Here is a 12,262-nt window from a genome sequence, read left to right as displayed (position 1 = left end):
TGGAAATGGTCGGGGAGACAGGATTCGAACCTGCGACATCCTGCTCCCAAAGCAGGCGCGCTACCAGACTGCGCTACTCCCCGATGCACGCGCGCCTTAGCGTTCGAGCGCCGCCGGCGTCAATGCCCGAAAATCATGTCGAGCCACATATATTGCGCGGACAAATAAAAAGGGCGGACCATATAGGCCCGCCCTTCGAAATCTCGCCGTGGCAGAGATTAGTGCGCGTTCGCAACGTTCTCAGCAACGTTAGCGGCGTTAGCAGCTTCGTTGGCGGCGTTCGCGGCGTTGTCAGCAGCGTTGGCGGCGTTCTCGACAACGTTCTCGACGACGGCGTTCGAAGCGTTCGCGGTTTCGTTGGCCGGCTTCTCACCGCAAGCGGCGAGGGCCATCAGGCTGGCCGAAGCGAAAACAACAGCGATCTTCTTCATTGTGTACGGCTCCCATAGCATTATGCCGCGTCTGGCACGTTACAAATGTGACCCTACGCGAGCGACCCGCATTAACGTGTGCGCTGCACAAATCAATGCTTTTCTGACGTCGGTGAAACGGCAGAATCACGCGACGGGGCGTTCTCTACTATAAAAGTTCAGTTAATGCCCAATGTTTCTGGCGCATTCGCAGCAATGTTCAGCGTGACCGCCCAGGCGGCGACATTCTGGCGCAGCTGCGCGGGATCGATCTTATCCAGCGTGTCGTCAGGCGTGTGGTGAATATCGAAATAGCGGGTCCCGTCCTGCTGCAGGTCGATCACCGGAATGCCGGCCTCGACCAGCGGTTCGATGTCCGATCCGCCATGCGCCTTGTCACGGCTCGGCACGATGCCCAGCGGCGCCAGCCCCTGCGCGATCCTGGCCGAAAGCGCTTCATGGCCGGCGGGCAGGGTGAAGTCGACTTTCCACACCTTGTCGGCGCCGAAGTCCGATTCCAGCACCAGCGCATGCGGCTCCTTGCCATGGGCGGCATAATAGGCGCGGCCGCCATTGCCGCCCACTTCCTCGGCGCCGGCGAACAGGACGCGGATCGTGCGGCGCGGCGTGCCGGCCTTGGCCACCTGCAACGCGGCGGCGGCCACGATGCCACAGCCCGACGCATCGTCGATCGCGCCGGTGCCCTGGTCCCAGCTGTCGAGGTGACAGGCGGCGATAATGACGCCGGCCTTGGGATCGCTGCCGGAGATTTCGGCGATGACATTGCCCGACGGCTGGTCCTTGGCGGTCTTCGACACGGCGGTCAGGTGGACGCGGATCGGTTGGCCGCGCGACACGATGCGCGCCATCTGCTCGGCATCGGGTACGCTGACGGCCACGGCCGGGATCGGCGTCACGCCATCGGCCCACATCTGCACGCCGGTATGGGCAATGCGGTGATGATCGGTGCCGATCGACTTCACCAGGATCGCGATCGCGCCCTTCTTGGCGGCGATGCTGGGGCCCTGGCGGCGCGCGGCGCCATAATAGCCATAGCCCGACCCGTCCTGGGCGGCGACCATGTCATGGCTGACGAACACGATCTTGCCCTTCACCGCGCTGTCCGGCGCGGCCTGCAGGTCGGCGATGGTCGGGAAATAGGCGATTTCACCCTCGATCCCCTGGGCCGGGGTCGATCCGCTGTTGCCCAGCGCCGCGACGACCAGCTTCTGCGGGAAGGGGGCGATGATCGCCGCTTCGTCATGGACGCGTTCCCACAGCGGCATCTTATAGGGTTCGATGCGGACATTGGCGAAGCCCAATGCCTTGAGCTTGGCGGCGGCCCATTCGCGCCCGCGCGCTTCGAGCGGCGTGGCGGCCGGGCGCGGGCCGACTTCGGTCGTCAGCCCTTCGGTAATGTCCCAGGCGACATCATCCTTCAGGGCGGCTTCGCGAATCGCGGCGTCGCTGGCCGGAGCGGCCTGGACCAGAGCGGGAGTGAAGATGCTGCCAAGGAGCAGGGCGGCGAGCGGGCCCGATCGGATTTTCTGCATGGCTGAAGGCTTACTGAGACATACCCCATTTGCCAATGGCTTCCGCCTTCGCTAATTCGGCGCAAATTTTCCTGTCCATACCCTTTGGAGCTGCGCGAACCCATGTCCGCCTCATCGCAATATGCCTATGTCATGAAGAACATGACAAAGACCTTCCCCGGCGCGCCCAAGCCGGTGTTGAACAACATCAATCTGCAATTCTATCGCGGGTCCAAGATCGGCATCGTCGGCCCGAACGGTGCGGGCAAGTCGACCCTGATCAAGATCATGGCCGGCATCGACACCGACATCAGCGGCGAAGCCTGGCCGGGCGAGAATGTCACCGTCGGCTATCTGCCCCAGGAGCCGCAGCTCGACCCGACCAAGAATGTGCTGGAAAACGTCAAGGACGGCGCCCGCGAGATGGCGGACAAGCTGGACCGCTTCAACGAGATCAGCATGATCATGGCCGATCCGCCGGAAGACGTCGATTTCGACGCGCTGATGGAGGAAATGGGCACGCTGCAGGAACAGATCGACGCCGCCGATGGCTGGACGCTCGACAACCAGCTCGAAATCGCGATGGAAGCGCTGCGCTGCCCGCCGTCGGACTGGTCGGTGGAAAGCCTGTCAGGCGGTGAAAAGCGCCGCATCGCGCTCACCCGCCTGCTGATCCAGAAGCCGGACATCCTGCTGCTCGACGAACCGACCAACCATCTTGACGCCGAAAGCGTCACCTGGCTGGAAAACCACCTCAAGGAATATGCCGGGTCGGTGCTGATGATCACCCACGACCGCTACTTCCTCGACAATGTCGTCGGCTGGATCCTGGAGCTCGATCGCGGGAAATATTTCCCCTATGAAGGTAACTACTCCACCTATCTGGAGAAGAAGGCCAAGCGCCTGGAGCAGGAAGACCGCGAGGCGACCGGCCGTCAGAAGGCGATCAACGACGAGCTGGAGTGGATTCGTCAGGGCCCCAAGGGCCGCCAGACCAAGTCCAAGGCGCGTATCGCCAAGTTCGAGCAGCTGGTTGCATCCCAGGAAAATCGTGCGCCCGGCAAGGCGCAGATCGTCATCCAGGTGCCTGAGCGCCTGGGCGGCAAGGTGATCGAGGCCAAGGGCATTTCCAAGGCCTATGGCGACAAGCTGCTGTTCGAGGATCTGTCCTTCATGCTGCCGCCCGGAGGCATCGTTGGCGTCATCGGTCCGAACGGCGCGGGTAAATCGACCCTGTTCCGTCTGATCACCGGTCAGGAAACCCCCGATTCGGGCGAGATCGACATCGGCTCGACCGTGCGTCTGGGCTATGTCGACCAGAGCCGCGACCATCTCGATCCGTCGAAGAATGTCTGGGAAGAAGTCTCGGATGGCCTCGATTACGTCAAGGTCAACGGCCATGACATGTCGACCCGTGCCTATGTCGGCGCCTTCAACTTCAAGGGCCAGGACCAGCAGAAGAATGTCGGCAAGCTGTCGGGTGGTGAGCGCAACCGCGTCCACATAGCCAAGATGCTGAAGCGCGGCGGCAACGTGCTGCTGCTCGACGAACCGACCAACGACCTTGACGTCGAAACGCTGGCGGCCCTGGAAGAGGCGATCGAGAATTTCGCCGGTTGCGCCGTGGTCATCAGCCATGACCGCTTCTTCCTCGACCGTCTGGCGACCCACATCCTCGCCTTCGAAGGCGACAGCCATGTCGAATGGTTCGAAGGCAATTTCGAGGCCTATGAGGAAGACAAGCGCCGTCGCCTGGGCGATGCCGCCGATCGTCCGACGCGCCTTGCCTATAAGAAGCTGACGCGCTGATCTGATCGGGAGGCTGGAAACGGCCTCTCGCTAAATGGCGTCAGAACAATGACTTGAAACGCCCGGTGCCCCTCGGGACACCGGGCGTTTTGTCGTTCCATCGCGCTGGCGGTAACGAAGTTGCAATATCTGCAACGACGGTGCCGCCCTTCGCAATTGCGAAAGAACGCGCTGCGCTGCACATAGGAGAGGCCTTTCAGGCATCCTCTCCTAAAACTTATCAAGGCTGGCCTTTCGGGGCTGGCCCTTTTTTTGTCCTTCGAACGGGCGTTTTCAGGCAGGGCCAACTCACGCGGGAATCGGGCAGGTCGCGGCCGGCCGGGCCAACGCGGCATTCTTCAGGAAATCATGGTCCGTCAGCGCGTCGAGAAAGGCGAGCAGAGCAGGCATGTCGACATCGATCAGCATCGGCGCGGCGTGGCGGCGGATCGCCGATTCGATCGTCGGCGACTGGCCATCGTGCAGCCAGGGGCCAGTGACGGCGACATTGCGCAACGACGGCGTGCGGAACTGCTCGGGCGGCGGCTCGAAGCCCGGCGGCAGGGGCTTGCCGCCATAGGCCGCCGCATCGACCTCCTGCGGCGCAGCGGTGCCGACATAATGGGTCTTGCTGTCGGTGAAGTCCGGCCCGGAATGGCAGCTGCCACAGCCCGCTGCGGCAAATTGCCTGGCCCCACGCTGCGCCAGTGGCGACAATTTGCCGCGATCATGGGCGCTGCCGAAGGAGATCATCGTCCGCTGGAACGCCGCAAGAGCCGCGGTCACCCTTGCGAAGCCCAGGTCATCCGGTGCGTCGGGGAAGGCGGCCGCAAACATCCGGCGATAGCAGGGATCGGCGCCGATCCGCCGGGCCAGCCCGACATCGTCCTGCGCCAGCCCCATCTCGACCGGCTTGGTCCCGGTCATCGGCACCATCGCCTGCTGCTCCAGCGTCGAAAGGCCAGCCTCAGTCCAGGTCAGGCCGCTGCGCCACGCGACATTGGCAAGGCCGGGCACATTGCGCACGCCTATCTCGCCCATCACACCCCTATGGGTGGCCAGGCCATCGGCAAAGCCCTTCTCCTGCTGGTGGCAATCGGCGCAGGCCATGCTGTCATCGGCCGACAGGGTGCGATCATAAAAGAGCCGGCGGCCAAGCGCCACCTTGGCCGCGCTCATGCCGTTGTCGGACGGTATGGCGGGCGCTGCAACGCCAGCGGGCAGGGCAGGCCAGCGCCAGGCGGGGCGCGCAGCCCCCAGTCCCGTCGCCAGCAACGCCGCCCCGATGATCGCCGCTCCACCCACTCGCATCCGCTGTCCCCTTCCCCGCGCATGACGAACCAAGGCTGACCGATCCGCAGGCCGAGGTAAAGGGGGAGGGGGCGAGCGTACTCGATGGGAGTGGAGGATGATGGTCGTCGCCAGATGCTATTACTTCGGGCGACGTCGGAGGCTCTCTGTCGACCGAACGGCTGCTGAGGGTGGATAGCGGAATGTCGGCTATTGGGTATGTGGCAGCGCCTTGCTGACATGTCGCTATGAGCCAAGATCGTGTAACGCGAGAGCCAAAGATGGTGCCTTGATGATGGCGAAAGTCGCCACGCCGCTGCGCCAGAGGCGTTTTGGATACCCGGCCGGCGAAGGTGAGAAAGCCTCGAACCCGGCGACCTCGCAAAGGTGATTTTTCGGATCAGCGTCGATGACGGCGATGAGAATGTCGCCGTGGAGCGGATGTGGGTTCTCGTCAGTGAGCATATAGATGGCGGGTATATGGGTATGCTCGACAATGAACCCGGTGCCATCGCAGAGAACGATGAATTTTGGCTCGGAAAAGAGCTTCCATTTCCCGCGAGACGTGTCATCGATATCGAAGGAAAAGACGAGAAAGCTGTTGCACTTGCACGTCAGGAACCGCTTCGGCGTTGGTCGCCACAATAATTATATCCGATCTGCGAGAGCAAGGGCCGTGACTGACGTGGCGAATTGGTTGTCAGCTGTCAAAGCCCGACATCGTCATTGCTCGCTAGCCACTGCTCGATATCAGCGGCACCGCCGCCAGCCGGTCGGCCGACGTCAGGAACAATGTCTTGCGGTCCTCGCCGATACAGCAATTGGCGATCGCCTTGCCGGTGCGGATCTTGCCGAGCAGCCTGCCGTCCGGCGCGCAGACATGAACGCCGCCGGGGCCGGTGGCAAAGACCGTGCCGTCGGGCGCGGTCTTGATGCCGTCGGGCAGGCCCGGCTCGCCCGCGGCCAGTTCGCTGGCCATGTCGCGGAACAGGCGCTGCCCTGTGGGCATGCCGTCCGCGCCCAGGCTGTAGGCCAGAACCTGTGGCCGCTTCTCGTCCGACAGTGCCAGATACAGCGTGCGGCCGTCGGGCGAGAGGGTGACGCCATTGGGCCGGCGATGGCTGCCGTCGATCAGGGTCACCGTGCCGTCGGGCGTCAATCGATAGAGGCCGTTGAAGCCAATCTCGCGCAGCGAGGACGTGTCGCCATCGGTCAGGCCATAGGGCGGGTCGCTGAAATAGATGCTGCCATCGGCCGCGATGGTCAGGTCATTAGGGCTGTTGAAGCGCTTGCCCTGATAGCGGTCGGCCAGGATGGTCCGCGCCCTGGTCTTGAGGTCCACGCGCACGATCGCGCGCGTGCCGCTGTCGGCGCCGACCAGATGGCCGTCCCGGTCGATCGCGATGCCGTTGAGGCCGGCTTCGCGTATCTCCTTGGGGATCGCGGTCTGCAGGCCCGATGGCGAGAGGAAGGGCGACACGCCATCCTTGCGGGTCCAGCGATAGACGATGTTGGACGGCGGATCGCCGAACAGCAGCGCGTCGATCGGCGCGGCCCAGGTCGGCCCCTCGGCCCAGCGATAGCCCTGCGCCAATATTGCCACCTGCGCGCCGGGCGCGATGATGCGGTCCAGCGCCGGGTCGATCCGATCGATCCGCGCGGCGGGCAGGTCGGCAGCATGTGCGAAGGCGTGGGTCAGCGGCAGGGCGGCCATCCCGGCCAGCAGGGTGCGACGATCGATCATGCAGACAGGCTAACCGAACGATGCTCCGCCGCCGAGCGATAGATCGCCTCGATCACGCGCAGGTCGGCCAGCCCCTCCTCACCCGCGACGATCGGCGCGGTGCCGTTCGCGATGCATTCGGGCAGATGGTCGAGCTGGGCGGCAAACTGGTTCTTCGCCGGCGTCGGCAGGCTGCGCGGCGCGGTCACGCCATCCTTGCGGATCGTCATTGTCTGGCCGCTATATTGGGTCGCGGGTTCCATATCGATCCAGCCCTGGGTGCCGATCACCCGATAGCCATTATGGGCCGAACTGTAGCTCGACACGCAATTGGCGATGATGCCCGACGGAAAGCGCAGCATGAAGTCGATCCGGTCCTCCACGGTGGCAAAGCGCGGATCGCCGCGGTCGGTGCTGGCGATGGCGCTCACCTCCACCGGCTCCTCGCCGGTCAGGTAGCGCGCGGCGTTGAGGCTGTAGATGCCGATGTCCATCATCGATCCGCCGCCCGACAGGGGCCTGTCGAGCCGCCATTGCCCGGCCTTGATCGGGAAGCCATGTTCGGCGGTGATGATCCGCGTCGGCCCGACATGGCCGCCGCGCGCCAGCTCGATCGCCAGCTTGTTATAGGGCTCGAAGCGCGAGCGATAGCCGATCATCAGCTTGCGGCCGGCCTTGGCGCAGGCGGCGATCATCGCCTGGCATTCGGCCACCGACACCGCCATCGGCTTCTCGCACATCACATGCTTGCCCGCCTGCGCAGCGCGGATGCTATATTCGGCATGCAGGCTGTTGGGCAGGACGATATAGACGATGTCGATATCGGGATTGTCGCGGATGCGGTCGAACTCGGCATAGCTGTAGCGATGCGTTTTCGGGATGCCATATTGGTCGCCATATTGCGCCAGCTTGGCCGGCGTGCCGCTGACCAGCGCGACCAGCTTCGCATGCTCGCAGCCGGCGAAATTGGGCATGATCTGCTGCGTGGCATAATAGCCCAGGCCGACAATGGCATAGCCCAGCTTGCGCTGTGGCGCGGCGCAGGCGGCCGTGCTGCCCATGCCGGCCAGCACCAGCCCGGCGCCGATGCCCCCCATCAACTCCCGTCGCGAACGATCCATGCGGCGTCTCCCGCCAAGAGGGTGGTGTTCAGTCCGCGGCGCGGCTCAGGGCCGGGCGCATCCAGCCGAAATGGCTGGCGGCGATGGCGACCTGGGTGCGGTTGCGGACGTTGAGCTTGCGCATCAGCGCGGTCATATGGACCTTCACCGTCGCCTCGGCCATGCCCAGCTCATAGGCGATCTGCTTGTTGAGCAGGCCGGAGTGGACGCAGCGCATCACCTTCATCTGGGTTGGCGTGAGATGTGGGGCTTCGGGGACCATCTGGTCCTGGCGATCGAGAATGTGCAGATCCTGCATCCTGCCTCTCCCTCTGATTGATCCGCGTTGAGGCCTTGTTCGGCCCAAGGATTCGTTAGCGCTAACGATACTGGAATCAGTCAGACAGGTTCAAGCGAAAATTTGCAATATTCGGGAAATAACCTAGCGCATGGCCGAAATGCGGCTATAACCTGTCTAACAGATTTTCGGGATTCGTCCAGCGAATGACCGGCTACGCATAGGAAAGAGAGGGTGGGGATGGCGTTACCATATCGTCGATCGGTGCCATGTGGCCGGGCGTTCAGCCAGGGCGAACTACAGGGAGGCATTGGCCGATGACCCCCGCCGATTATCGCCTGCTGATCGCCGCCGTCATCGGCATCGCCCTTTCCATCGCCCTCATCATCCGGGGCCGGCTCCATCCTTTTGTCGGCCTGCTCTGCGGTGCCTTCACCGTCGGCCTGATCGCCGGCCTGCCGATGGAGGAAACCGCCAAGGCGGTCGAAAAGGGCGCGGGCACCATATTGGGCGGCACCGGCCTGGTCGTGGCGCTGGGCCTGGGCCTCGGCGCGATGCTGCAATTGTCGGACGGCGCCGGCGGCCTTGCCCGCTCGGCGTTGCGCATCTCCGGCGTGAAGGGCGCGCCCTGGGCCAGCCTGTTCACCGCCATCGTCATCGGCCTGCCGCTCTTCTTCGAAACCGGCCTCGTCCTGCTGCTGCCGATCGTCGCGTCGGCCGCCGCCGCGCTGCCCGCCGGGCAGAATGGCGATACCGCCAAGCTCAAGCTGATGCTGCCCGCGCTGTCGGGCCTGTCGGTCGTCCATGCGCTGGTGCCGCCGCATCCCGGCCCGCTGCTCGCGGTCAATGCGCTTGGCGCCAATCTCGGCCTCACCCTTCTCTATGGCCTGATCGTCGGCATCCCGACCGCGATCATCGCCGGCCCGCTGCTGGCCCGCTTCACCGCGCCCGGCGTGAAATTGAACCCGCCGCTGCTCGATCCGGTCAAGGTCGATGTCGCTACCCCCTCGGTCGGTCGCGCGCTCGCGGCCGTGCTGCTGCCGGTGGTGCTGATCGCCGCGGGACAGGCGGTGGCGCTGCTGCCGGCGTCGGTCGCGCCGCATTTCCACTGGCTCGGCTGGGTCAGCGATCCGGTCGTCGCACTGCTGATCGCCGTGCTGGTGGCGCTGCCCTTGCTGTTCGGCCGCCGCATCACAGACGCGAAGATCCAGAACGCGATCTGGACCGAAGCAATGATCCCGGCCGGCGGCATCATCCTGGCGATCGGCGCGGGCGGCGCTCTCAAGCAGGTCCTGGTCACGGCCGGGCTTTCCGATCTGCTGGTCCGCTTTGCCGCCGGCGGCGCCATTTCGCCGATCCTGCTCGCCTGGGGCGTGTCGGTCTGCATCCGCCTCGCCACCGGCTCCGCCACCGTAGCCACCATCACCACCGCCGGCGTGATGCAGGGCCTCGTCGCGGCCTCAGGCGTGGAGCCCGAATGGATGGTGCTGGCGATCGGCGCGGGCTCGCTTTTCTTCTCCCACGTCAATGATCCCGGCTTCTGGCTCGTCAAATCCTATCTCGGCACCGACATGCCGGGCACGTTCAAGACCTGGTCGATCATGGAAACCGTGGTCGCGGTGGTCGGCCTGCTGCTGGTGCTGGTCGCGAGCAGCATCTTCTGACCAGAGCGCTGCTGACGCTTGTCGTCGGCAGCCTCTCATGACTAGGAGGCAGCGATGCGGAAAATCGATCCACAGGTGCGCCGATGAACCAGGCCCGATTGTCCGACCATGCCTATGCCGGCATTGTCGAGATCATCAACGACCAGGATCTGGCGGTCGGCGATCGCCTGCCGTCGGAAGCGGCGCTGGCGGAGCGGTTCGGCGTCTCCCGCGCGATCGTGCGCGAGGCGCTGGTCCGCCTCGCCTCGGACGGCATTACCGAGGCGCGGCGGGGTGCCGGCTCCTTCGTGAAAAGCCGCCCGTCGCAGCGGCTCGCCGCCTTCATGCCGGCGACCGAACTGCCCGCGACGCTCGGCAGTTACGAGGTCCGCTTCGTGCTGGAGGCGGAGGCTGCGCGCCTCGCCGCCACCCGCCGCAGTCCGATCGAAATGGCGCATGTCGAGGAAGGGATGGAGATGCTGCGCACCGCCCTGCTGTCGAGCGAGCCGGCCCATGCCGAGGATATGGAACTGCACCGCCGCATTGCCGAGGCGACCGGCAACCCGGCCTTCCTGATCGCCTTCGACGCGCTCCATGCCGATGTCGACAAGGTGATGCGCGCCGGCGTCGACATCAGCCGATCGCGCCCGCCCGAGGTGATCGCGACGATGCTGCGCGAACATGAACAGATCGTCGCCGCCATCCGCGCCCAGGACGCCGAAGGCGCGGCCCTCGCGATGCGCTGGCATTTGTGGGAAGGGCGGCGCCGGCTGATGCCGTGAGGGTGGGCGGATAGCGGGCCTCTACCCTCGCCTGCTCGGAGGAAGAGAGTTTGCGACATTCGCTGAGGTGGCGGCGTTGGGTAGATAGCGAAAGGACGGTGTTGGAGTTAAACAGCTGAATTAACGCTCATTGCGCTATCGTCTGCTCCGATAAGCTGTAGTTATGGAGATAGACGAGCTACGCGGATGCTTGGTAACCATCTTGGCTGTTGAAGAGCGAGAAGCTACTGACTGGGTTGAAGTGGAGCGGCTGCCTATCGAGCTTCTGCGGGAACTGCCAATCGACGCCACGCCAGAAGCTGTTCATCGCTACCTTGATGACGCGGATATTCGCTCCCGTAAAAGCGCATGCGCAGCACATTAGAGGCAGGAGGTGCGTCGATACGTCGATTTCGGAGAGTGTGATGACAGCATTCCTGGTCCTTGGTAGGGATGTGCTCTATTCCTTCCGGCTGGCGCAGGCATTGTTCAATGGTTGTTGCTGTAGTGACGTGAATGTCTGCAAGTGATGGATAGTGTTGAAGAAGTCGGTGATTGTCAGTTTCTGACGTTGGGGTGAAATCGGTTCCCGGTGTCACGCTGGGGCAATGGCCGACTGGATCGGGATGAGTTTCGCGAGCTTGCGTAGGTTCTGGGCTGTGGCTGCGAGGTGGAACTCATCTTTTGCGCCATTTGGTCCTCGTAGGCGCAAGCGATCGAGCTTCAGGATACGCTTGAGATGGGCGAACAGCATTCTCGACCTTCTTTCGCTCACGCCGGAATGTGACATAGGCGTCGGTCTGGGACCGATCCCTCGCCAGATCGCGCGCGCCTTCATGGACTGATCGCATCACCTTGCGCGCGGGATGGCCGGGACAGCATTTGGGCTTGAGGGCGCAGGATTGGCAGTCGTGCTGACTGGCGCGGTAGCGCATGAAGCTATCCTTATCGACGCCGGGCCGTGGGCTGGCATAGTTCCTGCAGTGCTTGCCGCTGGGACAGGCATAGAGATCGTTCCGGTGGTCATAGCGGAACGCGGTGCGCTGGAAGCTGTCGGTCCTGCGGCTTGCATGGTTGAGGAGGCTCGATGCCGCGTTCATAGACGAGCCAGGCAAGATTAGCCGCATCGCCATAGCCGGTATCGGCAGCTAACCGCTGGGGCCAGATGCCGAAGCGCTCCTGTGTCCTGTCGATCATCGTTCGCTGCGCCGTTACCTCAGCCTGACGGATCGCGGTGCTGGCCTCCACATCTACGATCACGGCATTAGCCAGATCGATGAGGTAGTTGGTACTGTAGGCGAAGAAAGCCTGCCCACCATGGGCACCCGTCCAGCGTGCTGCCGGATCAGCCGGCCACAGATATTTGGGCGTGACGGGCGACGCCCTCCGAACGCAGCTTCGTCGAGCACCTCCAGATACTTACTCCCGAACAGCATGATTGATGATATCCGGCGGTAGCCCCTCTGCGACGGGAACGCCGCACTGGCGATTGGCGTCGGCCTTGATCAGACTGGCGTCCACAGCAAAGCCTTCGCCATCAGCCAGTTCTTCCTGGATGCAGCGCGAGACGGTCATCTCGAACAGCTGCCGTAACAGATCACTGTCCTGGAAGCGGCCGTGCCGGTTCTTCGAGAATGTTGAGTGATCGGGCACGGATCCGTCGAGACCGAGGCGGCAGAACCAGCAAGAGGCCAGATTGAGATGCACTTCCTCGCAC

The 12,262-nt window shown here is 63.9% G+C and carries 10 protein-coding genes, 1 tRNA gene and 1 pseudogene; 3 read left to right on the top strand and 9 right to left on the bottom strand.

The genetic code is table 11. The features are described 5' to 3' along the window. Positions 1-6 precede the first annotated feature (6 nt). The 3 genes from A0U87_RS01095 to A0U87_RS01085 all read right to left on the bottom strand — a co-directional run bounded on the left by A0U87_RS01095 (position 7) and on the right by A0U87_RS01085 (position 1,963). Positions 7-83 (bottom strand) — tRNA-Pro (locus A0U87_RS01095). Positions 84-218: 135 nt separating this feature from the next. Beyond that, positions 219-431 carry a hypothetical protein gene (locus tag A0U87_RS01090; RefSeq protein WP_004212530.1) on the bottom strand — a complete coding sequence of 71 codons (213 nt, stop codon included), beginning with the start codon at positions 429-431 and terminating at the stop codon, positions 219-221. A gap of 158 nt (positions 432-589) precedes the next feature. After that, a complete protein-coding gene (locus A0U87_RS01085; protein WP_048936508.1) occupies positions 590-1,963 on the bottom strand; it encodes a M20/M25/M40 family metallo-hydrolase in 1,374 nt (457 codons plus the stop codon). 102 nt (positions 1,964-2,065) lie between these two features. Between A0U87_RS01085 and ettA the strand changes: the two genes are divergently transcribed. Next, complete coding sequence (gene ettA, locus A0U87_RS01080) at positions 2,066-3,751, top strand: energy-dependent translational throttle protein EttA (protein WP_048936676.1); 1,686 nt, start codon at positions 2,066-2,068, stop codon at positions 3,749-3,751. 288 nt (positions 3,752-4,039) lie between these two features. Here ettA and A0U87_RS01075 read toward each other — a convergent pair whose 3' ends face one another. The 5 genes from A0U87_RS01075 to A0U87_RS01055 all read right to left on the bottom strand — a co-directional run bounded on the left by A0U87_RS01075 (position 4,040) and on the right by A0U87_RS01055 (position 8,162). Then, positions 4,040-5,041 (bottom strand): cytochrome-c peroxidase, encoded by a 1,002-nt coding sequence (locus tag A0U87_RS01075; RefSeq protein WP_048936507.1) that lies wholly within the window; start codon positions 5,039-5,041, stop codon positions 4,040-4,042. 225 nt (positions 5,042-5,266) lie between these two features. Continuing rightward, positions 5,267-5,665: a hypothetical protein gene (locus A0U87_RS01070; protein WP_048936506.1), complete on the bottom strand. Its 399-nt coding sequence runs from the start codon at positions 5,663-5,665 to the stop codon at positions 5,267-5,269. A gap of 88 nt (positions 5,666-5,753) precedes the next feature. After that, positions 5,754-6,764 carry an SMP-30/gluconolactonase/LRE family protein gene (locus A0U87_RS01065; RefSeq protein WP_048936505.1) on the bottom strand — a complete coding sequence of 337 codons (1,011 nt, stop codon included), beginning with the start codon at positions 6,762-6,764 and terminating at the stop codon, positions 5,754-5,756. Further along, positions 6,761-7,864, bottom strand: a complete 1,104-nt coding sequence (locus A0U87_RS01060; protein ID WP_048936504.1) for a Gfo/Idh/MocA family oxidoreductase — start codon at positions 7,862-7,864, stop codon at positions 6,761-6,763. Before A0U87_RS01060 ends, A0U87_RS01065 begins: the two co-directional genes overlap by 4 nt. 28 nt (positions 7,865-7,892) lie before the next feature. Then, the gene (locus tag A0U87_RS01055) at positions 7,893-8,162 is read right to left on the bottom strand and encodes a LuxR C-terminal-related transcriptional regulator (RefSeq protein ID WP_004211034.1); all 270 of its coding nucleotides are present in this window, start codon (positions 8,160-8,162) and stop codon (positions 7,893-7,895) included. 296 nt (positions 8,163-8,458) lie between these two features. Between A0U87_RS01055 and A0U87_RS01050 the strand changes: the two genes are divergently transcribed. Beyond that, on the top strand, positions 8,459-9,805 hold the full coding sequence (locus tag A0U87_RS01050; protein ID WP_048936503.1) for a gluconate:H+ symporter: 1,347 nt from the start codon (positions 8,459-8,461) through the stop codon (positions 9,803-9,805). An 83-nt stretch (positions 9,806-9,888) separates the two neighbouring features. Beyond that, positions 9,889-10,566, top strand: a complete 678-nt coding sequence (locus A0U87_RS01045) for an FCD domain-containing protein (RefSeq protein ID WP_017501752.1) — start codon at positions 9,889-9,891, stop codon at positions 10,564-10,566. 574 nt (positions 10,567-11,140) lie between these two features. On the opposite strand, the pseudogene A0U87_RS01040 reads toward A0U87_RS01045, so the two are convergent. Beyond that, positions 11,141-12,262: pseudogene (locus A0U87_RS01040) on the bottom strand (IS1182 family transposase); the annotation flags it as partial.

Origin of the sequence: Sphingobium sp. MP9-4, from assembly GCF_005281675.1 — a bacterium.
In the GTDB taxonomy this organism is placed as follows: Bacteria; Pseudomonadota; Alphaproteobacteria; order Sphingomonadales; family Sphingomonadaceae; genus Sphingobium; species Sphingobium yanoikuyae.
Note: the sequence above shows the minus strand (reverse complement) of the source record. Positions and strands in the feature narration are given on the sequence as shown.